Here is a 24,414-nt window from a genome sequence, read left to right on the forward strand (position 1 = left end):
TATCTGGTGGCCAGTTTGGACCGGTTCACGCGCAAGGTGCTGGCCTGGCGCATCTCGAACACGCCGGAAGCCGAGTTCTGCAAGCGGCCCTGAACCAGGTCATCCATACTTTCGGCCCGCCCGAGATCATGAACACCGACCAGGACAGCCGATCCACGTCCACTGACTGGACCGATCGGTTGAAGAGAGCAAAAAACCAAGGTCTCGATGAACGGCAAGGCCCGGTATCTGGACAAGATCTTCATCGAGCGTCTCTGGCGATCCCCGACATGGGAATGCGTCTCTCTGCACGCTTGGGAAACCAGATCACAGGCTCGCGCAGGCGTCGGACGCTAGATCACCCTCTGCAACCATCTGCGGCAACACACCGCCAATGGTGGTCGAACGGCTGCCATGGTCCAGGTCAGCAGCAATGCAACCGGTCATCAGCCGCAGGCAGTCGCTTAAATCAAACGAAGAACCGTCAAAAGAGCGGTGAGTGGAGCAAACCGCATCGGACTCGCGCATTCTATGGCTCCTACAAGACCCTGTCTAACAGGTTCACCCGCTGGTCCCGGATGGGGATCTTTGCAAAAACATTGTGCATGCCGGCGCAGCCCGGCGACCAAGGCGATACCTTGATAAGGGACAGCACATTCCTGAAGGTGGACCGCACTGCAGCAAGTTCGCGTCAAAAGAGGATCGTCCGCGGCCATCGGACGCAAGAAAGGCGGCCTTAATTCCAGGCTGCAGAGGCTTGACGACAAGAAGGGCCGACCGCTGGACTTCCTTCTCTCCCCGGGCCAAATGGCTGACAGTCGTGGTGCCCTTGTATTTTTGCGCCACCTGCCTATTACCAGGCAATTCCTCGGAGACAAGGCACATGATTCCCCCTCGCTGCGCGATCGCCCGAGGCAACGTGGCATCCGTGACTGCATCCCGCCCCGCAAGAAGCGCGAAATCCGGTTTCCTACAATCAGCGCCTCTACCGGAAGCGATACCGCATCGAAAACGTCTTTGGCCGCCTGTGCGACTGGCGCGGCATCGCCTCGCGTTGCCAACGCTGTGGAGACATCCTCCTCTATGCCGTCATCTTCGCTGCCATTGTCATCGTTTAAATCTGACGTTTGTAGGGACAGACCCTGATCGTACCGCTGATTGACCTGTCGGGATTTGTGCGGCGCCACTGGGGCGACGGTCTCTCTTGGCAAAGGCGGAGTCGGCAGCTTTTTTGTGACACTGCCAGATAAGCCCGAGCGAGTTGTTTTCAGAAGGGTAGATCAACAACTTCCTTGAAAAACCTGCCTTGCAAGCAAGCAATTTTGCATCGTGGGCACGTGGTTTCGGAACATTTGCGCATCCTGCCTGTTGCCTTTGTATCGACCCAAGGAGGCATATTACCGTGTCCAATGACGAGTCCGCGCTGACAACGCCCGCAAAGGCCGCTCGGCCCTCGCCGCAACAAGGTGGCGATGTCGATCCTCAGCTTCTGAAACTGGCCAATGCGCGTTTGGCGATCGAGGGCATTTCCCACAGCGTCGATGGTGGGCGCTTTGCGGCGAAGGTCGTGACGGGACAGCCTGACCTCTTTCAGGCGGATGTCTTTTCCGACGGGCACGACATCATCGCGGCTGCGCTGTTGTGGCGCCGGGCCGGCGAGGAGCGTTTCGAGGAAGTACCAATGGTTTTCCTGGTCAACGATCGCTGGCAGGCCAGCCACGTCTTTGACCAACCCGGTGACCACCAGATCGCCTTTGCCGCGTGGCGGGACCTTTTTGCGACATGGCGGAAGGAAATTTCGGCCAAGCATGCCGCCGGTCAGTCCATTGCGCTGGAGTTGACGGAAGGTCGGCAGTTGATCGAAGCGGCCCTTGGGCCCCGGGGGCGCGCCACGACCAAGGGCCAGGCGGCGCTGGAAGCTTTGCTGAAGCAGGATGACGCCTTGGCCAAAGAAGGCGATGCCGAACGCTTCGCGGCTCTGACGGGTCCTGACGTCGCAGAGTTGATGACGCGGGCGGCGCCACGGACCGACTTGACCCAGTCCGAAATCCTGCCGCTTTACGTCGACCGGCCCGCGGCGGCCTTCAGCGCATGGTATGAACTGATGCCCCGGTCGCAATCGGGCAGCATGGAACGCCACGGAACCTTCGATGACGTGATCGCCCGTCTGCCTTACATCCGCGATCTGGGATTCGATGTCCTTTACTTCCCTCCGATCCATCCGATCGGGCGCACCAACCGCAAGGGGCCGAATAACAGCCTGACGGCGGGACCGGACGATCCCGGCAGCCCCTATGCCATTGGTTCGCAGGACGGGGGGCATGACGCGATCCACCCGGAACTGGGGGATTTCGATGATTTCCGCCGCCTGATCCATGCAGCGCATGACCATAGGCTGGAGGTGGCGCTTGATTTCGCCATCCAGTGTTCACCCGACCACCCTTGGATCAAGGAGCATCCCGAATGGTTCGATTGGCGACCTGACGGCACCATCAAGTTCGCCGAGAACCCGCCCAAGAAGTATGAAGACATCGTCAACGTCCATTTCTATCGCAATGCCCTGCCGGGGCTTTGGTATGCGCTGCGCGACGTGGTGCTGTTCTGGCTGAACCATGGCGTGCGTATCTTTCGCGTCGACAACCCGCACACCAAGCCGTTTCCTTTTTGGGAATGGATGATCGCCGAGGTGCGCCGCGTCGATCCGGGCGTGATCTTCCTGGCCGAAGCATTCACCCGCCCCAAGGTCATGAAGCGATTGGCCAAGGTCGGGTTTTCGCAATCCTACTCCTATTTCACCTGGCGCAACCACAAGGCCGAGATCACCGACTACCTGACCGAGCTGACCCAGACCGACAGCCGTCTGGTGATGCGGCCGAATTTTTTTGTGAACACGCCCGACATCAATCCGCGCTTCCTGCAGTCCAGCGGCAGGCCGGGATTCCGGACGCGTCTGGCATTGGCGGCAACCCTGGGCGGCAATTACGGTGTCTATAACGGTTACGAAATTTGCGAGGCCGCGCCCGTTCCCGGCAAGGAAGAATACCTCGACAGCGAGAAATATCAGCTGCGGGTCTGGGACATGGATCAGCCGGGCAACATTCAGGACGATATCCGCCTGATGAACCGGCTGCGTCGGGACCATCCGGCCCTTCAGCAATTTACCGATCTGACCTTCCATATCGCTCAGAACGATCAGGTTCTGGCCTATGCCAAGCGCTCGGGCGACGATTTCGTGCTGATCCACGTCAATCTGGACCCCCACAACGTCCAGACTTTCCAGTTCGAGGTTCCGCTGTGGGAATTCGGGTTGCCGGACGACGCGTCGATCGAGGTCCGCGACCTGATCCACGGCAACAGCTTCACTTGGCATGGCAAGAATCAGACCCTGGAACTTGATCCTGACACCCGTCCCTATGCCATCTGGCAACTCATCGCACCCGGAGCGCCGCGCCCATGAACATTCCGAACCCGAAACGCGACTCCGCTTCCTTTGCCGTGACTGGCGGCATCGACCGTGATCAGGCCGATTGGTACAAGGATGCGGTCATCTATCAGCTGCATATCAAGGCGTTCATGGATTCGAACGGCGACGGCATCGGCGATTTCGCCGGGCTGATGCAGCGGTTGGACTATGTGCAGGAACTGGGCGTCACGGCCATCTGGCTGCTGCCGTTCTATCCGTCACCCTTGCGCGATGATGGGTATGACATTGCCGATTACCGGTCGATCAACCCCTCCTATGGCACGATGCGCGATTTCAAGGCATTCGTGACCGAGGCGCATAAGCGCGGCATCCGCGTCATCACAGAACTGGTCATCAACCATACCAGCGACCAGCATCCGTGGTTCCAGAAGGCCCGACATGCCAAGCCTGGGTCGGCAGCGCGCGATTATTATGTCTGGTCCGACACGGACGAAAAATGGCCCGAAACCCGGATCATCTTTCTGGATACCGAAAAGTCGAACTGGACCTGGGACGCGGTCGCTGGGGCCTATTACTGGCACCGGTTCTATTCCCACCAACCCGACCTGAACTTCGACAACCCCAAGGTGTTGGCCGAGGTCCTCAAGGTCATGCGCATGTGGCTGGAGATGGGCGTGGACGGGCTGCGCCTTGACGCGATCCCCTACCTGGTCGAACGCGACGGCACTAACAACGAGAACCTGCCCGAGACGCATGACGTCCTGAAGGCGATCCGCGCCGATCTGGACAAGCATTTCCCCGACCGGATGCTGCTGGCCGAGGCGAACCAATGGCCCGAGGATACCCGCCCCTATTTCGGCGAAGGCGACGAATGCCACATGGGTTTCCACTTTCCGCTGATGCCGCGCATGTACATGGCGCTGGCGCAGGCAGACCGCCATCCGATCACCGACATCATCCGGCAGACGCCGGAGATCCCCGAAAACTGCCAATGGGGCATCTTCCTGCGCAACCATGACGAGCTGACGCTGGAAATGGTGACGTCCGAGGAACGCGACTATCTGTGGCAGACCTATGCGACCGACACGCGGGCACGGATCAATCTGGGCATCCGCCGCCGTCTGGCGCCGCTGATGCAGAACGACCGCCGCAAGATCGAACTGCTGAATTCGCTGCTGCTATCCATGCCCGGCACGCCGATCATCTATTACGGCGACGAGATCGGCATGGGCGACAACTATTACCTGGGCGACCGGGACGGCGTGCGCACGCCGATGCAATGGTCCGGTGACCGCAATGCGGGCTTTTCCACCGCCAAGCCGCAGCAGCTGTACCTGCCCACGATCATCGACGCCGTCTATGGCCATCAGGTGATCAATGTCGAAGCCCAAGCCCAAGCCGAGGATACGTCCTCGCTGTTGAACTGGATGCGCCGGATGATCACCGTGCGTCGTCAGCATCCGGCCTTCGGGCGCGGAGAGATGACCCTGCTTTATCCGCGCAACCGCAAGATCCTGGCCTATCTGCGGGAACATGAAGGCCGCAATTACCTGTGCGTCGCCAACCTGTCGGACAGTGCGCAGGCGGTCGAACTGGATCTGGCCAGCCATCGTGGCATGGTGCCGGTGGAACTGACCGGCCGTTCGGCGTTCCCCCCCATCGGCGATCTGCCCTACATGCTGTCCTTGCCGGCCTATGGCTTCTTCTGGTTCGCCCTGTCGGGCGAAGAGGAGATGCCGTCCTGGCACGAACAGCTTCCCGATATCCTGCCCGAATTCATGACGCTTACGACGCGCGACGGCACGGTCAACACCGCCTTGTCCGGGAGGGAAGGGGCGCAGCTGCGCAACGAGGTCCTTCCGCAATGGTTGCCGATGCAGCGCTGGTTCGCGGCCAAGGATCAGACCAGCGCGCCCCAGGTCCGCCTGCGCCAGCTGGGCGATCTGGGGCAGGGCGAACATGCGATGGTCGCACTGGACGTCACCTTGGGTGGGGAAGGTGAAGATCAAAGCTATTTCCTGCCCTTGTCGGCCCGTTGGGGCGATGAAAACCTGCGTCCCGGCGCGCCCAAGCTGTCCTGGACCTTGGCGAAGATCCGTCATACCGCGCGGGTGGGCGCCCTTGTCGACGGCGCTTTCGACGAACGCGTCCCGCAGCTGTTGCTGGACGGCATGATCGCCGACAAGGCCAGCGGGGCGCTGCAATTTCATGGCACCGACGCCCTGCGCGCCATCGACGATCCCGGCGCACCGCGGCAGATGGGCGTCGAACAGTCCAACCTGTCGATCGCCTTTTCGGATCAGATCATCCTGAAGCTCTATCGTCGCCTTCGTCCCGGACATCAGCCCGATGTCGAGGTGGCGCAGTTCCTGACCACCGTCGCGGGCTTTGCCCATACGCCGCGTTATCTTGGCCATCTGGAACACAAAGGGGACGAGGATACCACGCTGGCCGCCGCCTTCGCCTTCGTGCCCAATCGCGGGGACGCCTGGTCGGGCATCGTCGATGCGCTGATGCTTGAGCTGAACGAGAGCGAGGGCTGGACCTCGACGGGCGATCTGGCCCCCGAGCCCGGCCATTACGATTTCCCGTTGTCGATCGGCAGTCTTCTGGGACAGCGGACGGCGGAAATGCATCGAGCCTTGGCGACGCCCACGGAAGACCCCGCCTTTGCCCTGCAGGATCTGACCGCCGATACGTTGCGCCGGTGGGCCGATGATGCGGTGGCCGATGCCGAGGCTGTCCTGGGTCGGCTGGAAGAGGCCGATCTGCCCGGCGATGCCGCGCCCTTGGCCCAGCAGGTGCTGGACCGCCGCGACATCCTGCTGCAGCGTTTGCGCCGTGCGGCGGATTTGACGGCCTCGGGCGGGCTGTCCCGTGTCCATGGCGACTATCACCTGGGTCAGGTTCTTCTGGCACAGAACGACGTGGCCATCATCGATTTCGAAGGCGAACCTGCCCGGACGCTGGAGGAGCGCCGCGCCATGTCTTCGCCCTTGCGCGATGTGGCGGGGATGCTGCGGTCCTTCAATTACGCGGCCTTGACCGTCGCCGCCCGGCATCGTGCAAGCTTTGGCGCGTCCGCCGAACAGGCGCTGCAGCGGATCGAACATTGGCGGTGCACCGCCAGCGCCGCCTTCCTCGACAGCTACCGCGATCACGTGGAGGGTTCGGCGAACCTGCCATCCGATCGTGCCACGGCCGATGCCTTGCTGGACCTGTTCCTGCTGCAGAAGGCCATCTACGAAACCGGATATGAACTTGGCAACCGCCCTGCTTGGGTCGGCATTCCGCTGGCCGGAATTCTGGAGCTGTTGACGCAGGAGACCGCATGACCGATGTCGCACAACTGCATGACGGACTGTCCACCGCCGGGATCGAGGCGATCCTCCGCGGGCAGCATCACGATCCCTTCTCGATCCTTGGCCCGCATGACGGACAGCTGCGGGTCTTTGCCCCGCAGGCCGCCGAGGTCAGCGCCCTGACCAATGGCAAGTCCTTCCCGTTGGAGAAGATCCACCCGGAGGGCTTCTTCTGCGGTCCCGGCCCTGACGGTCCCTATGAACTGGCGATGCGCGCGGGCGATCACGAATGGCAGGTGGATGACCCCTATCGCTTTGGCCCCGTTCTGGGGGAAATGGATGAATACCTGTTGGCCGAGGGCAGCCATCGCCGTCTTTACGACAAGCTTGGTGCCCATCCGACAACGCATCAGGGCGTGCCCGGCGTGGCCTTCGCGGTCTGGGCCCCCAATGCGCGCCGTGTCAGCGTCGTCGGGCATTTCAACGCATGGGATGGACGCCGCAACCCGATGCGTCGGCGCCTTGGCCCCGGCATTTGGGAATTGTTTATCCCCGGCCTGACGACCGGCGAAATCTATAAATACGAAATCCTCAGCGCGCACGGCCAGCGCCTGCCGCTGAAGGCGGACCCGGTGGGTTTTGCGCATCAGAAATCGCCCGAGACGGGTTCCGTCGTGCATGGGCTGCCTGAACACGACTGGCAGGATGCCGGTTGGATGACAGTGCGTGCCGGGCATCAGGACCGGAAGGCGCCGATCTCGATATACGAGGTGCATCTGGGGTCCTGGCGCCGGGGCGGCGATGCCGAAATCCTGGACTACGATGCGCTGGCCGATCTGCTGGTGCCCTATCTTGAACGCATGGCGTTCACCCATGTGGAATTCCTGCCCGTGGGCGAACATCCCTTCACGGGGTCATGGGGATATCAGCCCATCGGTCTTTTCGCGCCAACCAGTCGCTTTGGTTCCCCCGAGGCCTTCGCCCGGCTGGTGGACCGTCTGCACAAGGCGGGCATCGGCGTCATCATGGACTGGGTGCCGGCGCATTTCCCGTCCGACGCGCATGGGCTGGCGCAATTCGACGGCACCGCGCTTTACGAACATGCGGACCCGCGTCAGGGCTTCCACCAGGACTGGAATACCCTGATCTACAATTTCGGCCGTCGCGAGGTCGCGAATTTCCTGCAGGCCAGCGCCCTTTATTGGGTCGACCGGTTCCATGTCGATGCGCTGCGCGTCGATGCGGTCGCCTCGATGCTGTATCTGGACTACTCGCGCCAGCCCGGCGAATGGGTTCCGAACCGTCATGGCGGCAACCAGAACCTCGAGGCCATCGATTTCCTGCGCGACGTCAATACCCGGGTCACCACGGATCATCCCGGCGCCATCACCATCGCCGAGGAATCAACCGCTTTCCCGATGGTCAGCAGGCCCGTCGATGAAGGGGGCCTGGGCTTCGGCTTCAAATGGAACATGGGATGGATGAACGATACCCTTGCCTATTTCCGGCTGGATCCCATCCATCGGCAGCATCACCAGCATGATCTGACCTTCGGTCTTGTCTATGCGTTTTCCGAAGATTTCGTCCTGCCGCTGAGCCATGACGAAGTGGTCCACGGCAAGGGGTCGTTGATCAGGCAGATGGCTGGCGACCGTTGGCAGAAATTTGCGAACCTGCGGGCTTATTACGCCTTCATGTGGACGCATCCCGGCAAGAAGCTGTTGTTCATGGGATGCGAATTCGCACAGGAACGCGAATGGAACCACGACCAGTCGCTGGACTGGCATCTTCTGGACGATCCCATGCATTCGGGCGTGCAGCAGTTGGTGTCGGATCTGAACCACCTGTACCGCGACACGCCCGCACTGCACCGGCTTGATTGCGATCCCGAAGGGTTCGAATGGATCGACACCAGCGACAGCGCGCAAAGCGTGCTGGTCTGGATGCGCAAATCCGACGATGGCGCCCCCCCGGTCGTGATCGTCTGCAACCTGACCCCGATCGTGCGCGAGAATTACAGGATCGGGGTGCCCCTTGCCGGCGCATGGCGCGAGGTGTTGAACACCGATGCCGAAAAATACGGAGGCTCGGGTGTCGGAAACGCTGCCGTTCGCGACGCCGAGGCCGTCGCCTGGCATGGCCGAGATCAGTCGTTGAACCTAGTCCTGCCGCCGCTGGCGACCGTCGTCCTGATGCCGGATCAGTCATGACCCTGCGTGACCGTGCCCGCGCCTATGGCATCCAGCCGCGTTACGATCTGGGGGGCGACAAGGAATGCGACGCCCCGGACGAGACGCTGCGCGCGCTGCTTTCCGCCTTTGGGGCCGATCGCCTGCCGCCGCTGGAAACCGAACCCAAGCTGCAAGCCCCGGATGGTGCAAGATGCCATGTTCCGGGCGACGGTCGGCACTGGGGGATCGCATTGCAGCTTTATCAACTGCGCAGCGACCGCAACTGGGGCATCGGCGATTTTGCCGATCTTGAGGTGCTGGCGGAACACGCGGCCAAGGCGGGCGCCGCCTTTCTGGGTCTCAACCCGCTGCATGCCATGTTCCTGTCGGACCCAAGCCGGTGTAGCCCTTTCTCACCCTCGAACAGACGCTTTCTGAACCCGCTTTATCTTGCCGTGGATCAGGTTGCCGGCTTCGAGGCGGCGATGGTCGATCCGGCCGTGCTGCGCGAACTCAGGTCTGCCGAACTGGTCGACTATCCTGCGGTGGCCGCGACCAAATTGGCCGTGCTGCGGATGATCTGGGCCCAGGGGACGGAGCTGCCGGACGATTTCGTGGCCGACGGGGGCGCAGATCTGCGCCGCCACGCGCTGTTCGAAGTGGCATCGGCTGCCATGGTCAAGGCGGGCCACGGGGCCGGATGGTCCGATTGGCCCGAGCCTTGGCAGGATGTCGAGGGCGAGGCCATCCGTGCCTTGGCAGAAGACCGAGCCGATGAAATCGCCTTTCACATGTGGTTGGAATATCTGTGCCAGTCGCAGCTGCAGGCCCTTCGCGAGCGGTGCCGTGATCTGGGGATGGCGATTGGTCTCTATCTGGATTTCGCGGTCGGTGAGGCTGCGGATGGGTCCGGCAGCTGGGGCAGCGACATCGTGCTGCCCGACGTGCGCATCGGCGCGCCACCCGATTATTTCAACGAACAGGGTCAGGATTGGGCCCTGGCCCCGCTGTCGCCGGTGGCGATGGCCGCAACCCAGGCCGCACCCTTCCGCGAGCTGATCGGACATGCCACCCGCCAGGCCGGTGCGCTGCGCATCGATCACGCCATGGGATTGTGGCAGCTGTTCCTGATGCCGCGGGGGGCAAATCCGGCCCAAGGCACCTATGCCCGCTATCCAATTCAGGACATGCTGACCGCCTTGGCCGATGCGTCCCGCCAGAACGCCACGACCATCATCGGAGAGGATCTGGGCAACGTCCCCCCGGGTTTCCGGAGCGTCATGGAGGCATGCCGCATCCTCTCATACCGCATCTTTTTCTTCGAGCGTGATGAGGACGGCTTCATCCCGCCCAAGGACTATCCCCGCGAGGCGCTGGCATGCCTGTCGACCCATGATCTGCCGACGTTCCGCGGGTGGTGGCGGGGCGACGACGTGGACCTGCGGCAGCGGTTCGGCTTCATCGGCGAAGCGGCCGCGACGGAACAGCGCGACTCCCGCGCCACCGAGCGGCGCCAGCTGCTGGGCGATCTTGTGCAGGCAGGCCATTTCGGTGCCGCCGATGCTGCGGCGATCGGCCCTGACGATGCACCGCCCGTGCTGATCACGGCCGTCCATCGGCATCTGGCCGGCGCGCCTTCGCGCCTGTTCGCCGTCCGGCTGGAGGATCTGGCAGCGGAGCTGCATCCTGTCAACGTGCCCTCGACCGTGGATGAATATCCGAACTGGCGCCGCAAGCTCTCGGTGACGTTGGATGATCTGGTCGCTTCGGCCATGTTCCACGACCTGCTGGAAGGCGTGAAGGCCCAACGGTCCGCAGCGCATTGATTTTTCTTCAGGGCCGGATCGTCGGCGAAGTTTCGCGTCGGCCCTGACACGGCAGGATTTTATCTTGTCTCACGGTCAGAAACGTCGGTCGCGGCCTGCAGAATGCACCCGAATGGTCGGTGCTGGACCTCACTTTGTGATCTTGGGGAACGGCACCGCGAATGGGACGTTTGCCACTGAACAGCGCAGTCGAGCGAGCCATATGTCGAACAAGCATGAACATCCTGTCGCCATCGTCACCGGAGCGGATTCGGGCATCGGTCGCGCAACGGCACAAGCCTTGGCTGGTGCCGGCCATGACATCGTCATCACCTATCACAGCGACGCAGCGGGTGCCGAGGAGACGGCATCCTTGGTCAGGCAGGCGGGCCGTGACGCCCGGATATTCCGATGCGACCAGAGCCAGGCAGCCGAGATAGAGACGATGTTTCGGCAACTGGACGACCAAGGCGTCACCGCCCGCGTCTTGGTCAACAATGCCGGCATCGATCTCAGCGGCACGCCGGTCACGAAGATGGAAGACGACCACTGGGCCAAGACCATCGCGACCGACCTGACCGGCCCCTTCCTGTTGGCGCGGGCGTTTTCACAGCGCATCGGCAAGACAGGCGATGGCAGGATCATCAATGTCAGCTCGATCCACGAGGACGTGGCCCGCATCGGCTCGGCAGCCTATGATGCGGCCAAGGGTGGCCTGCGGATGCTGACACGGACGATGGCGCTGGAACTGGCAGGGTGTGGCGTGACGGTGAACAATGTCGCCCCCGGCATGATCATGACGCCCATCAACCAAGAGGCCGCCGAAGACCCCGCCCTCCGCCGGCGCATGGAAAGTCACATCCCCTTGGGTCGCGCAGGCAAGCCCGAAGAAGTGGCGGCCCTGATCGCCTTTCTGGCGTCCGATGCGGCTTCCTATATCACCGGTCAAAGCTTCTTCATTGATGGCGGTCTGTCGATCAATCTTGGCCAAGGGGCGTGATCGATGGATCGTGACGCGGACGGCTTTCTGCCGCTGAAGGGTTATGCGGCCCTGGGGGATGGACGGGCCGTCGCCCTCAGTGGCGTCGATGGGGCGATCGATTGGTGGTGCGTTCCCAACATGGACAGCCCGCCGCTGTTCGACAGGCTGCTGGTCGGCGCCGCACCTTTGGAGAACGGCGCCCGGCCGGGGCATTTCACCATCAGCGCGCGCAACCCCACAAGGATCACCCGACAGTACCGCACGGACAGCAACGTATTGGAAACGCGGTTCCAGACCGAAGGTGGCGTCGCAGTCCTGACGGAATCGCTGAACAGTTCGACCGCCGGACGCCTTCCCTGGGCCGAACTGGCGCGACGGATCGAGGTGACAGAGGGCAAGATGACCTTCGACATCGTCCTGCAGCTGAGCCACCGGTCAGGCCGCCGCAGCCCCTATATGAGCAGCACGGGACCGCATGAGACCTTTCACGTCGGGCCGGTCCTTGGCATGTTCCTGCATGGCGACCGCGTCACTGTTACCGCCCGCGACGACGACCGCATGGATGCGGAACTGACACTGGCCGCGGGCGAGCGTGAGATCGTGGCCATCGTGGCGGGGTCGAACGAACCGCTGGTCGTCCCCACCCTGGACGAGATCGATCACCGCATCGATCTGTCGGATCAGGAATGGCGCGACTGGTGCCACGAGATCCGGCTGGATACGCCGCACCGGTCCTTTTTGCTGCGTCAGGCGCTGGCGCTGAAGCTGCTGCTCTATTCGCCCAGTGGCGCGATCGCGGCTGCGGCCACCACCTCGTTGCCCGAACGGATCGGCGGTGACAAGAACTACGACTATCGCTTCGCTTGGGTCCGGGATGCAGGCTATATCATCGCCTCATTCCTGCGATTGGGGATCAAGGCCGAATCCAAGGCCGCGCTGACATGGCTGCTGAACCAGCTTTGCGCCCATGGTGCCCGTGTCTGCTTCGCCTTGGAAGGTGGCGTTGTCGAGGAAATGGAGGAGATCCCCGTTCCCGGCTATCGCAATTCCCGTCCCGTTCTGCGGGGCAATCGTGCCGCCGGGCAGCATCAGCACGGCATCTATGGTGACATCTTTGAAACGGTTTCGGTCTTTACGCAGGCCGGCAACCTGATCGATCCCCGCAGCGCCGAGACCTTGTCGCACTTGGCGGACGAATGCGCCGACAGGTGGAAGGAAAAGGACAGCGGCATCTGGGAACTGCCTGATCTGCAGCATTACACCATGTCCAAGATCAGCTGCTGGCAAGCGTTGAACCGTGCGGTGCAGCTGGCCGATGCGGGACAGTTGCCCACCACCTGTCGCGACCGCTGGAGCCGCGAGCGCGACCGCATCGCGCAGTGGATCGATGCGAACTGCTGGGACGAAGATCTGGGCGCCTATGTCATGCATCCTGGGACCAAGAAGCTGGATGCGGCGCTGATCCTTTCGGTCCGATTTGAGTATGACGGGCGCGCGCGTCTGGAAAAGACGCTGGACGCGATCGATCACCAGCTGGGTGCCGGGGGGCACTTGCATTACCGCTACACCGGTATGGATCAGGAGGAAGGATGCTTTCTTGCCTGTTCCTTCTGGATGGTCGAGGCAAGGTCCCTGTTGGGGCAGCATGACAGGGCGCGTGCGCTGATGAACAACTTGCGCAAGACGGTCGATGCGATGCCCGGTATCATGCCCGAAATGATCCACCCGGACAGTGGCGAATGGCTGGGCAACATGCCCCAAGGCCTCAGCCACCTGGCTGCGCTTCAAGCCACTCTGACACTGATGAAAACGCCGGAGGGCGTGTGTTTGTGACGCACCGACCGCTATGTGTCGAACTGGCCCCGGCGTTTATCAAAACTTGGCCCTGACCGTCAGGGCCCAAGGTCGCCTGTTTGCCATTCCTGACAGTCCGTCTGCCTTCATCAAGGCAGCGGACCACCCCATGGTGGGATCAGTCGCCGGCTTGCAGGCGCGTGTGGTCACCGCATGAAGACTGTCAGACTTGATGCCAGGCGGGGGAATGGCAGGGATGATCCAGCAGACTTGCCAGATCATCATCCAGCAGCATCGCAGTGATCGACATGCCCGCCATGTCAAGCGACGTATAGTAATGGCCGATCAGGGTCCGGTGGGAGACGACGCCGCGGGCGCGCAGCCGCTGTCTGAGACGCCGGTTGATGATATACAGTTCCATCAGCGGTGTGCTGCCAAGCGAATTGACCAACAGCGCGACCCGGTCGCCTTCGATGGGCGCCATTTCCGACAGGATCCGATCGACGATCAGATCCGTCGCCTCATCGGCGCCGACCAGCCTGTCGCTTGCGATGCCGCGTTCACCATGCACCCCGACACCGATCTCCATGTCGTCGGGACCAATCCTGAAGCTGGGGCGCCGCGTTTCAAGCGATGTGCCGGGTTCAAGGGCGATGCCCATGGTAAAGCACCGCCTCGTGGCCCGTTCGGCCAGTTCGGCGCAGCGTTCCAACGGCAGCATCCGGTCGCAGGCGGCCCCGGCGATCTTGAAGATGAGGACGTTGCCGGCCACGCCGCGCCGCGCCGCCCGCGTCTCGACCGGGGCCGAGGCGATGTCGTCGGTTGTGATGACCGAGCGGACCTGGATGCCCCGCGCGGCGGCCATCTCGGCGGCCATCTCGAAATTCATCACGTCGCCCGAAAAATTGCCGAAGATATGCAGCACGCCGGCCCCGCCATCGGCGGCCAGCGTCGCCGCCAGGATCGGGTCGGGCGGCGGGGCCGCAAAGACATTGCCGATGGCGACCGCATCGGCCAGACCGGCCCCCACATAGCCGAAGAACCCGGGCTCGTGGCCCGATCCTCCACCGATGACCAGGCCCACCTTTCCGGGGCGGGGGCCTGTCACGGCCCTCAGGGCACGCGGCGCGCCCTCAATGGGGGCCAGCAGCCCTTCATGCGCCAGGACGGCACCTGCGATCGTCTCGGTGACGGCATCCTGCGAGCGATTGAGGAATTTCTTGACCCGCACGCGTTCGGGCAGCGCGGCTGCCGGTTTGCCGGCGCGTTTGGGGGCGCCGATATCGTAGCCTTCGGAGGCAAGGATCGCGCGGGCCGTATCGGCATCGGTGACCATGACGTTGACCAGCCTGCCGCGCAAGGCCGCCAGAATGGCCTGCACCTTGTCCATTCCGCCCGCGACACCGATCCGGCAGGGGATCTTGCCCAGGCTGTTCAGGTCGATGCCGATGGTGCGCGCCTCAAGCGGTCCGTCGACGACCTCGCCCGTGGCCGAGATCAGCCGCCCTGCAATGCTGCCGACCGCCGCATTCGCGTAATCCTGCGCGTCCACCGCGTCGAAGAAACCGCTGCTGTGGATCGTGCTTTCCGGACGCAGCGATGAGATGCCCAGAATGATGCGGTTCGCTTCGGCCAGAACGCCCATCTGTTCGGCGATCACCGGTTCACGCAGCAAAAGCGCCCGCATGTCGGGCGAGGAGACGATCGCGGGGGCCGATATCGGGATGCAGCGCGCGCCAAGGGCGTCGGCCAGCGTGGTTGCGCAGGCCTCGGGGGTCCAGGGGATCTTGGCGGTGGTTCCACCCGTCGCCTGCACGACGCGCAGATCCTGAAGCCCGCCGCTGCGGACGCTGTCGGCCAGGGCCAGCACCGTGCGTCCCCAGGTGATCGCGATCGTATCGCCCGATTGCGCTGTCCTTGCCAGAAGCTGCGCCCCGGCCGCGCCCAACCGGTTGATCAACGGAATGCCCGGACCTTCCGAGGGGATCACCAGGCAATCCGACAGGTTGAAATGGTCCTGCAGGCTCTGCGCGATGCTGAGGGCGCGGAAGCGGTCGGGGTCGATCTCGATCGAGACGATGCCCCGGGCCCGCGCATCGGCCAGATAGGCATTCACCGTGGCGCGCGAGACACCCATCTGCGCCGCGATGTCGCCCTGGGTCATGCCATCTTCGTAATAGAGCCAGGCAGCCCAAAGCAGGGGGTCCTCGCCAAAGCGCAAAGGACTGCGTGCGATGCCGCCCACCCGTGTCGTCTGTCCGTTCGTCATGATGACGCCCGACCGGATCGGTCCGCAACCCACAGCGCCATGCTGTCCAGCAGCGCGGCCGCCGATGCCGCACCGGGATCCACATGCCCCAGGCTGCGCGGGCCAAGGCGCGCCGCCCGACCCTTGGATGCCATCATCGCCCGCGTGGCTTCGGCGCCCTTTGCTGCAGCCGACGCGGCCTCTGCCAGAACCCGGTCGACGTCCCGGCCAGCCGCCAGGCCCGCACGGGCGACATGTGCGGCAGGCGCCCACGCGTCGATCATGGTCTTGTCGCCCGGCTTGCTGGATCCGCGCGCAGCTATGCCCTCGGACATGGCGACAATCACTTCGGGCAGGCGGGTCAGGGGAATTTCGGCCTGCGGACCCAATGCCTGGGCGGCCCGCATCAGGGCACTGGCATAAAGCGGGCCCGTGGTCGCGCCGATCTCGTTCAGCAAGGCGCTGGCGGCCAGCATCATGCCGTCGGCCAGCGCGGGCGCGTCACGCTCGCCTTCCGACAGCGCCTTGGCGGCGGCGGAAAAGCCCACCGACATGGCCACGCCGTGATCGGCATCGCCGATCTCGCCGTCCAGTTCGGCCAGATAATCCTGCTCGGCGACCATGCGGTCGGCAAGGCTGCGAAACAACAAGGTCAGGTCGTGTCGGGTAAACATCTGCATAGCGGCGATTATCGGCGCGAAGCCGCGGCGATGCAATGCCGCGGCTTCGCCCGTCACGTCGCCGAAAGCCGCGTCGCCACGCTCTCCGCCAGCGTCGTCAGGATCAGCGCGCAAGAGGTCGCCCCTGCATCCAGGACACCGCGCGATCGTTCCCCCAGACGACTTGCCCTGCCAAGCCGCGCGACCATGTCGACGGTGCTGTCGCGGCCTTCCTCGGCCGCCTCTGCCATCGCCTTCAGCGCTTCTTCGAAGCCTTGGGGCAGGGCGACCTCATAGGCGGCAATGGCCGGCACCAGACAGTCGACAAGCGTCTTGTCGCCCAGTTCGGCGGCACCCGTGGTCCGGACGCCCTGCAGACCCGCCCGCAGCATGACGCCGAAGCCTTCGGCATCGACCGCCTGCCGCCCGTCGATCGCCAGGGACATGTTGCGGAACATGAACCCGTAAAGCGGCCCCATCGACCCGCCGATCTCGGTCATCAACACGTCCGACAGCACCGAAAACGCCTCGGCCAGCGACAGGTCCCGACCGGCAATGCGTTCGGCGGCCCGCCCAAAGCCCTTGGCCATGTTGATGCCGTGATCGCCGTCACCGATCAGGCCGTCGATCTCGGACAGATAGGCCTTGTTGGCCACGATGACATTTGCCAAGTCGGACACGATGCCGGACGCCGCGTGCAGATCAAGGCGCGGATCGCCGGTGGCTTCGGGCGCGCGTTCCGTGGCAGCTTCGGCCTTGGCCGGTCCGGTCCGGCGCGGGCGCGGGGTGGATATGGCGGCGGTCGGCTGGACGGACCTGCCCGGCATGCTGATCCCCGGCGCGGCGCATTCGACGTCCAGCAATTCCCTGAGTTCGTCATCCAGCGCCATGACGGTCAGCGTCGCCCCCACCATCTCGAGCGAGGTGAAGTAATTGCCGACGATGGCCCGATGCACCTTCAGGCCCGCCCTCTCGAGGCCGGTCTCGACCCGGTCGTAGAGGACGTAGAGCTCGTTGACCGGCGTCGCGCCAAGACCCGAGACCAGCACCGCGACCTCGGTCCCTTCGGCCAGGTCCTGATCCTCCAGCACGATCCGCAGCATGTCGTCGGCGATGTCATCGGCGCGTTTCAGCGGCTCGACACGGGCACCGGGTTCGCCATGATGGCCGATGCCCACCTCCATCGTGCCGGGGGCGATCTGAAAATTCGGATGTCCCACCGCGGGCAGGGTGCAGGGTCCAAGGCCCACACCGACCGAACGGCATGCATCGATGGCCTTCTGCGCGGCCGCCTGAACCTGCGCCAGGTCGCCGCCCAGTGCCGCGCGGGCGCCGCCGATCTTCCACATGAAGATCTCGCCCGCCACGCCGCGCCGCTTGGCACGTTCCGCGGGCGGGGCAGAGCAGACGTCGTCATTGGCCACGACCAGCGCGACCTTGATCCCGTCGGCGGCCACCATGTCGCGGGCCATCTTCACGTTCATGTTGTCGCCGGCATAATTGCCGTAAAGCACCGCGACACCGGCCCCGCCATCCGCGGCGCGGATCGCATCGGCAAAGGCCTGCGCGGTCGGCGAGGAAAACAGTTCCCCCACCGCCACGGCGTCCACCATGTTGCGTCCGGCATAGCCGATGAAGGCGGGTTCATGGCCGGACCCGCCGCCCGTGACGATGCCGACGCGCCCCTCCTGCGGGGCAAAGCGCGACAGCACGACGCGCGGGTTCATCGGGTCCCTGCGGACCAGGTCGCGATGCGCCTTGATAAAGCCTGCCACGGTTTCGTCGACGATGTCGTCGGGGTCGTTGAAGAACCGCTGCATCGCCAGCCCGGCCGGTTTGTTCTTGTCGCTGCTGTCCATCATTTCACCGTATATCCGCCATCGACCAGAAGATCGGCGCCGTTGATCATTGCCGCCGCGTCCGAGGCCAGAAACACCGCCGCCGCGGCGATCTCGTCGGGTTCGGCAAAGCGGCCGACCGGGATCTGCGCCTTCATCGCGTCGCCCTTGGGGCCCGCCCATGCCTTGCGGCCCAGATCGGTCATCACCACCGTCGGAGAGATCGCGTTGACCGTGATGCCGTGCTTGCCCCATTCCAGCGCCAGCGTCTTGGTGACGCCCAGGATCCCGAATTTCGCCGCGCAATAGGCCACATGCCCTTCAATCGCCACCGAACCCGCCTGGCTCGCCAGGTTTATGATCCGTCCGCCCTTGCCTGCGGCGATCATGGCGCGGCCCACGGCCTGGGCCATGGCAAAGCTGCCGGTCAGGTTGATGTCGATGGTGCGCGTCCATGCCTGGGGCGACAGATCCTCGGCCGGGGCCAGATCCACGATCCCGGCCGAGTTCACCAGGATGTCGATGCCGCCGAATGCCTCGGTTGCGCCCGCCAACGCCGATGCGATGCTGTCGGGGTCGGTCACGTCACAGACGAAGGCCTGCGCCTCTCCGGGCAGCTCGTCGGCCAGCTGCCGGGCGCCCTGCAGGTTCATGTCCAAAAGCGCGACGCGCGCGCCCTTGGTCGAAAATGCCCGCGCGATCGCCGCGCCGATCCCCGAGGCGGCACCCGTGACGAGAGCAGTCCTGCCCGTCAGGGAAAAGTCCAATGAAGCTGCCATAGCGGTCCTCTGTCTGACGCGGGACCGTCCCTGCGACCTTGCGGGTCGCGCGGCGGCAGGGACGATCCGGATATCCATTCCGTGAGTGGTCCCGGCACCCAAAGGCGCCGGGGAAGCTGATCAGGCTTACTGGCGGGTGGCCAGAAGCGCATCGACGTTTTCGGCGGTCACCGGGGTCCAGGGGTCGTTGTATTCGCCGTCGGCACCGTCATTCCACGGCATGTCGGGATATTGTTCCCAGATGCCGGACATCGGCTCGTAATCGGGGCGGACGGCCTTGATGGCGACGTCGATGGCACCCAGTGCCTGCGCCTCGCCATCCTGAAGAATGGAATCCATGCTGCCTTCCTTGACGGCGTTCAGCGCATCGGTCACGCCATCGACGCCCGCGATGGCGAAATCACCCACATCCATGCCGGCGGCGCGGATCGCCTCGATGGCACCAAGGGCCATCTCGTCGTTCTGGCCGATCACGCCCTTGATGTCGTTGCCATGCGAGGTCAGCCAGTTTTCCATCAGGCTCTGCGCCTCGGCACGCGACCAGTTGGCGGTCTGGCGTTCCAGGATCTTGACGTCGGGGCATTCGGCCAGGGCCTTTTCATTGCCTTCGCCGCGCTGGATTTCGCCCGACTGGCCGATGGGGCCCTCGATGATGACGACGTCACCCTCGCAATTCATCTTGTCCAGGACAGCCTTGGCCTCCAGATAGCCCGCCTCGACATCGTTCGACCCGACATAGGATGTCAGCTGGTCGCTGTTCACCCGCGCGTTCGACCCCACGACCGGAATGCCCGCATCGACCGCCAGCTGGACCGCCGTGGCACCCGCCTCGACGTCCATGGGCGCAAAGACGATCGCGTCATAGCCTTGGGTGATCATCGTCTCGAACTGGTCCTGCTGGACCAGCGCATCATAGCGGCCGTCAAAGATCGTCAGCTCGACCATGCCCGACTGGACGGCGGGATGCTTCTGACCGGCGGCCGACCACAGCTGCATGAACTCGGCGTTCAGGCCATAGGCGGCCATGCCGATCTTGATCGGGTCGTCCTGCGCCTGGACGGCACCGGCCCCCAGGCCCAAGGCGAACACGCTGGCTGTCATCATCATCTTCGGTGTCATGTGGTTTCCTCCCTTTATGACAATCTTTTTGCAGCCCCTGCGCCCGGTGGGCGTCAGTCCTCGGACTTGCGCGAACGGTCCAGCAGCACGGCGGCAACGATCAGCCCGCCCTTGATGACCTGCTGGTAGTAGGATTCGACCCCCATCAGGTCGAGCCCGTTGTTCATCACGCCGATCAGCAGCGCGCCGATCACGGTACCGCTTACACGGCCGATGCCGCCTGCCAGGCTGGTGCCGCCGATGACCACGGCCGCGATGGCGTCCAGTTCATAGGCGACGCCGGCCTGCGGCAGGGCCGAACCGGTCCGGGCCGCCAGGATCATCCCCGCGATCCCCGCCAGCGCCCCCGAAATGGCATAGACGGCGAAACGGATGCGACGGACCGGCAGGCCGGACACCTTGGCCGCATGCGGGTTGCCACCCACGGCATAGACATGGCGGCCGAACCGGGTCCGGGTCAGGATGAAATGCGCCAGGACGAAGACCAGCCCGAACAGGACGATCGGCACGGGAATGCCCGCGATATCGCCCGTTCCGATCCAGCGATAGCCGTCGGTCAGCGCCGGCACGGGCCGACCGCCCGAATAGATCAGCGTCAGACCGCGTGCGGCCGACAGCATGCCAAGCGTCGCCACGAAGGCCGGGACGGAAAACCGGGCCACCACCGTGCCGGACACGGCCCCGACCGCAGTCCCCGTCGCCAGTCCCACCATCACCGCGATCAGCGGTATGTAGGGTGATCCTGCCACGCCCGCGGTGCTGGTCGTGGCGAAACTGGCCGACACGACCCCCACCAGCGCAACGACAGATCCGACCGACAGGTCGATCCCGCGCGTCAGGATGACGAAGGTCATGCCGATCGCCAAAATCCCGTTGATCGAGGTCTGGCGCAACACGTTGATGATGTTGCGCTGGCTGAGGAAGTTGTCGTTCACCACCGCCAGCACGACGCACAGCAGGACCAGCGCGATCAGGATGCCGTAACGCTGTGCCAACGGGCCGATGCGCGACGTGATCGTGCGCGATTGTTCGGTTCCTGCCCCGGCCGGCGTGGCGGCCTCGATCTGCTTTTCCACCTTGATCCTCCCTTTCGTGCATCTTGCGCCGCGCGGTCGCCCGCGTGGGGCGGGCGCCGCGGTTTCAGGCCGCCAGATGCAGCAATCTCTCTGCGGACAACTCGGCCCGCTGCAATTCACCGGCCACGCGACCGTCGCGCATCACGACCGCCCGGTCCGCCATGCCCAGAACCTCGTCCGTCTCGGACGAGATCATGATGACGGCCCCTCCGGCACGGGTGAAATCGGACATGACGCGATAGATCTCTCGCTTGGCGCCGACATCGACGCCGCGCGTCGGCTCGTCCAGCAGCAGGATGCGCGGTTCGGTCAGAAACCACTTGCCCAGGACCACCTTCTGCTGGTTGCCCCCCGACAGGCTGGACACCGACAGCTTGTCCGAGGCGGTCTTGATGTTCAGCGTCTCGATCATGCGTTGTGCCGCGTCGCGTTCGGCCGCCACCCGCATCAGCGGTCCGGTGGAAACCCGGTCCAGCGTGGCCAGGCACAGGTTGTCGCGAACGTCCCCCGTCAGCACCAGCCCGGAATGTTTGCGGTCTTCCGTGACATAGGCCAGCCCGGCGCTGATCGCCTGGTGGGGCGTGTCGATCCGGATGGGCTTGCCCTCGATGACAATCTCGCCGCCCGCACTGTCCGACAGACCGAACAGGCGGTCGAAGATCTCGGTCCGGCCAGAACCCATCAGACCATAAAGCGCCAGGATCTCGCCGCGCCTGACGGCGAAGTTCACGTCGCGGACGCCGTGATCGGCGGAAAGGTTGCGCACCGACAGCAGTTCCTCTTGGCCCGGTTCGTTCTCCTTGATGAATTCCTCGGTCAGGGGGCGGCCCACGACCAGCTGGATCAGGCGATCCTTGTCGATGTCGGCCATGGCCCCCGTCTCGACGAAGGCGCCGTCGCGGAACACGGTATAGCTGTCGCAGATCGAGAAAATCTCGGACAGGCGGTGGCTGACATAGATGACGCCCTTGCCGCGGGCCGTCAGCGTCTTGATGGCCGCGAACAGCTGGTCCGCCTCGGCCTCGCCCAAGGCCGAGGTCGGTTCGTCCATGATGATGATCTCGGCGTCATAGCTCAGCGCCTTGGCGATCTCGACCAGCTGGATCTGTGCCACTGTCAGGTCCATCATCAGGCTTTCCGCGCGGATGCCGAAATGAAATCCGTCCAGCAGTTCCTGCGCCTTTCGGTTCAGTTCACGAAAGCGGACGCGGCCGAAAAGGCCTACAGGTTCGCGGCCCAGATAGATGTTTTCGGCCACGGTCATGGCCGGAACCGGGCTCAGTTCCTGTTCGATGATCGAAATTCCGTTGGCCAGGGCCTGCGATGGGCTGTCAAAGCTCATGGCCCTGCCGTCGCGCAGCAGCGTGCCGCCGTCGCGGCGATGGATGCCCATCAGGATCTTCAGGAAGGTGGACTTGCCGGCACCATTGCCGCCGCAAAGCGCGTGAACCGAGCCGGGCCGCAGCGTGAAGCGGCCGTCGCGCAGGGCAAAGACGCCCCCGAAGGATTTGCGAAAGCCCGTGGCCTCCAGCAGCGGTTGTTCCATGATTGCTCCTCCAGGCATCACCCCTCCCCGGGTGACACAAATGTCAGGACGAACCCGACAAATGGCAAGGTAATGGCTGATTCCGACATTTGTCAACCGAAGATAATCTTTTGTCAGAAGTGCCGTGTTCGCTTGGCCGCGCCATGACCCTGCGGGATCGCTGTGCCTTGGCGGTCCAGGTGCAGCGATCGCTGGCAAAACAGGGCACCGACCGTCGCCGCGCGTGGCCCCGCTCATTGCCGCGCCAAGATCGAAGCCGCTTTTCCAACAGCCGTGATCGTCGAAGGCTTTACAGCCCGCCCCGCCTGTCGTCGTATGCGGCCGTCGGCAAAGCGTCTGCCGTCACGCATCCAAGGGAGAGGCACGATGCCAAGATCGCTGGTTCTGGAACGCAAGGGAGAGCTGTCGCTGCGCGATATTCCCCTGCAGATGGACATGGGACCGACCGATGTCCGCATCCAGGTTCATACTGTTGGCGTCTGCGGATCCGACGTTCACTATTATACCCACGGCAAGATCGGCCCCTTCGTCGTGAACGAACCGATGGTCCTGGGGCACGAGGCTTCGGGTGTGGTGATCGAGGTCGGATCGCAGGTCCATCACCTGAAGACGGGCGATCGCGTCTGCATGGAACCGGGCATTCCCGACCCCGCCTCGCGCGCGGCCAAGCTGGGGATCTACAACGTCGATCCCGCGGTCACCTTCTGGGCGACGCCCCCCGTCCATGGTTGCCTGACGCCGCAGGTGGTGCATCCGGCGGCCTATACCTACAAGCTGCCCGATCACGTCTCCTTCGCCGAGGGCGCGATGGTCGAACCCTTCGCGATCGGCATGCAGGCCGCATTGCGCGCGCGCGTCCAGCCCGGCGACGTGGGCATGGTCCTTGGCGCGGGCCCCATCGGCATGATGACGGCGCTGGCCGCCCTGGCCGGGGGATGCGCCAAGGTTCTGGTGGCCGATCTGGCCCAGCCCAAGCTGGACATCATCGGCGCATATCCCGGCATCGAGACGATCAACATCCGCGACAGGACTGCCGCCGAGGCGATCTCAGAGGCGACCGAGGGCTGGGGGGCCGACGTGGTCTTCGAATGTTCGGGCGCCGCGCCCGCCATCCTGGGCGTTCCGCAGCTGGCGCGTCCGGGCGGGACGGTCGTCCTGGTCGGCATGCCCGTCGATCCGGTCCCCGTGGACATCGTCGGCCTGCAGGCCAAGGAATTGCGGATCGAGACGGTCTTCCGATATGCCAACGTCTATGACCGGGCCATCGCGCTGATCGCGGCGGGCAAGGTGGACCTGAAGCCGCTGATCTCGCTCAGCCTGCCTTTCGAGGACAGCATCGCAGCCTTCGAACGCGCCGCCGAAGGCCGTGACGCCGATGTGAAGATCCAGATCGAGATGCCCGGCTGATCGGCCGCACCGCGCTCGGGGCCGCGGGCAGCGGTAATAGGCCGTCCCATTAGCAGCTTGGGCGCGCGCCTGCTGTGGCATTCTCAGAGGTGAGCCACTCGCCATCTCTTGGACGGGATCTGGCGTAATCTAAGCCACTCGCTGCACCTGCTGATCGGGTTGGTTGAGATCATTTCGCTGCCAATAGACCAGCGCCGGTGGCTTGGCGCCGAGGGCTGAGTGAGGGCGCTGGTGATTGTTGAAGGTCATCCATGGCCTGATGGCCGCTTTCGTCTCCGATCCGGT

At 64.0% G+C, this 24,414-nt stretch carries 16 protein-coding genes and 1 pseudogene; 9 read left to right on the top strand and 8 right to left on the bottom strand.

Going from position 1 to position 24,414, the window contains the following annotated elements; genetic code table 11:
• Positions 1–306: 306 nt before the first annotated feature.
• Positions 307–507: a hypothetical protein gene (locus IE00_RS19920; protein WP_139291525.1), complete on the bottom strand. Its 201-nt coding sequence runs from the start codon at positions 505–507 to the stop codon at positions 307–309.
• 219 nt (positions 508–726) lie between these two features.
• Here IE00_RS19920 and IE00_RS20955 point away from each other — a divergent pair.
• The 8 genes and pseudogenes from IE00_RS20955 to IE00_RS18095 all read left to right on the top strand — a co-directional run.
• Positions 727–924, top strand: a pseudogene (locus tag IE00_RS20955) (transposase); the annotation flags it as partial.
• Positions 912–1,097 (top strand): transposase, encoded by a 186-nt coding sequence (locus IE00_RS20960; protein ID WP_139291526.1) that lies wholly within the window; start codon positions 912–914, stop codon positions 1,095–1,097. The pseudogene IE00_RS20955 and the gene IE00_RS20960, both read left to right, overlap by 13 nt.
• Positions 1,098–1,375: 278 nt before the next feature.
• Positions 1,376–3,436 carry an alpha-1,4-glucan--maltose-1-phosphate maltosyltransferase gene (locus IE00_RS18070; RefSeq protein WP_371328460.1) on the top strand — a complete coding sequence of 687 codons (2,061 nt, stop codon included), beginning with the start codon at positions 1,376–1,378 and terminating at the stop codon, positions 3,434–3,436.
• Positions 3,433–6,738 (top strand): maltose alpha-D-glucosyltransferase, encoded by a 3,306-nt coding sequence (gene treS / locus IE00_RS18075; RefSeq protein WP_072298585.1) that lies wholly within the window; start codon positions 3,433–3,435, stop codon positions 6,736–6,738. The genes IE00_RS18070 and treS overlap by 4 nt, the downstream gene beginning before the upstream one ends.
• Positions 6,735–8,915 carry a 1,4-alpha-glucan branching protein GlgB gene (gene glgB / locus IE00_RS18080; RefSeq protein WP_072298586.1) on the top strand — a complete coding sequence of 727 codons (2,181 nt, stop codon included), beginning with the start codon at positions 6,735–6,737 and terminating at the stop codon, positions 8,913–8,915. The genes treS and glgB overlap by 4 nt, the downstream gene beginning before the upstream one ends.
• The gene (gene malQ, locus IE00_RS18085) at positions 8,912–10,702 is read left to right on the top strand and encodes a 4-alpha-glucanotransferase (protein WP_072298587.1); all 1,791 of its coding nucleotides are present in this window, start codon (positions 8,912–8,914) and stop codon (positions 10,700–10,702) included. Before glgB ends, malQ begins: the two co-directional genes overlap by 4 nt.
• A 202-nt stretch (positions 10,703–10,904) precedes the next feature.
• Positions 10,905–11,681, top strand: coding sequence for an SDR family NAD(P)-dependent oxidoreductase (locus IE00_RS18090; RefSeq protein ID WP_072298588.1), 777 nt, complete (start codon positions 10,905–10,907; stop codon positions 11,679–11,681).
• Positions 11,682–11,684: 3 nt separating this feature from the next.
• Complete coding sequence (locus IE00_RS18095) at positions 11,685–13,496, top strand: glycoside hydrolase family 15 protein (RefSeq protein ID WP_072298589.1); 1,812 nt, start codon at positions 11,685–11,687, stop codon at positions 13,494–13,496.
• 184 nt (positions 13,497–13,680) lie between these two features.
• Here the strand turns inward: IE00_RS18095 and IE00_RS18100 are convergent, their stop codons facing one another.
• The 7 genes from IE00_RS18100 to IE00_RS18130 form a co-directional block, all read right to left on the bottom strand.
• A complete protein-coding gene (locus IE00_RS18100) occupies positions 13,681–15,726 on the bottom strand; it encodes a bifunctional sugar-binding transcriptional regulator/dihydroxyacetone kinase subunit DhaK (RefSeq protein ID WP_072298595.1) in 2,046 nt (681 codons plus the stop codon).
• Positions 15,723–16,385 (bottom strand): dihydroxyacetone kinase subunit DhaL, encoded by a 663-nt coding sequence (dhaL, locus tag IE00_RS18105; RefSeq protein ID WP_072298596.1) that lies wholly within the window; start codon positions 16,383–16,385, stop codon positions 15,723–15,725. The genes IE00_RS18100 and dhaL (IE00_RS18105) overlap by 4 nt, the downstream gene beginning before the upstream one ends.
• A 53-nt stretch (positions 16,386–16,438) precedes the next feature.
• Complete coding sequence (dhaL, locus tag IE00_RS18110; protein WP_072298597.1) at positions 16,439–18,223, bottom strand: dihydroxyacetone kinase subunit DhaL; 1,785 nt, start codon at positions 18,221–18,223, stop codon at positions 16,439–16,441.
• Positions 18,223–18,981 (bottom strand): GolD/DthD family dehydrogenase, encoded by a 759-nt coding sequence (locus IE00_RS18115; RefSeq protein ID WP_072298590.1) that lies wholly within the window; start codon positions 18,979–18,981, stop codon positions 18,223–18,225. The genes dhaL (IE00_RS18110) and IE00_RS18115 overlap by 1 nt, the downstream gene beginning before the upstream one ends.
• 126 nt (positions 18,982–19,107) lie before the next feature.
• The gene (locus tag IE00_RS18120; protein ID WP_072298591.1) at positions 19,108–20,088 is read right to left on the bottom strand and encodes a sugar ABC transporter substrate-binding protein; all 981 of its coding nucleotides are present in this window, start codon (positions 20,086–20,088) and stop codon (positions 19,108–19,110) included.
• Positions 20,089–20,153: 65 nt separating this feature from the next.
• On the bottom strand, positions 20,154–21,176 hold the full coding sequence (locus IE00_RS18125) for an ABC transporter permease (RefSeq protein WP_240494004.1): 1,023 nt from the start codon (positions 21,174–21,176) through the stop codon (positions 20,154–20,156).
• Between the two features lie 64 nt (positions 21,177–21,240).
• Positions 21,241–22,722: a sugar ABC transporter ATP-binding protein gene (locus tag IE00_RS18130; RefSeq protein WP_072298592.1), complete on the bottom strand. Its 1,482-nt coding sequence runs from the start codon at positions 22,720–22,722 to the stop codon at positions 21,241–21,243.
• 366 nt (positions 22,723–23,088) lie between these two features.
• On the opposite strand from IE00_RS18130, the gene IE00_RS18135 reads away from it, so the two are divergent.
• The gene (locus IE00_RS18135) at positions 23,089–24,129 is read left to right on the top strand and encodes an NAD(P)-dependent alcohol dehydrogenase (protein ID WP_072298593.1); all 1,041 of its coding nucleotides are present in this window, start codon (positions 23,089–23,091) and stop codon (positions 24,127–24,129) included.
• The last annotated feature ends 285 nt before the right edge of the window (positions 24,130–24,414 follow it).

Source organism: Paracoccus sp. SM22M-07, assembly GCF_001887735.1.
GTDB lineage: Bacteria > Pseudomonadota > Alphaproteobacteria > Rhodobacterales > Rhodobacteraceae > Paracoccus.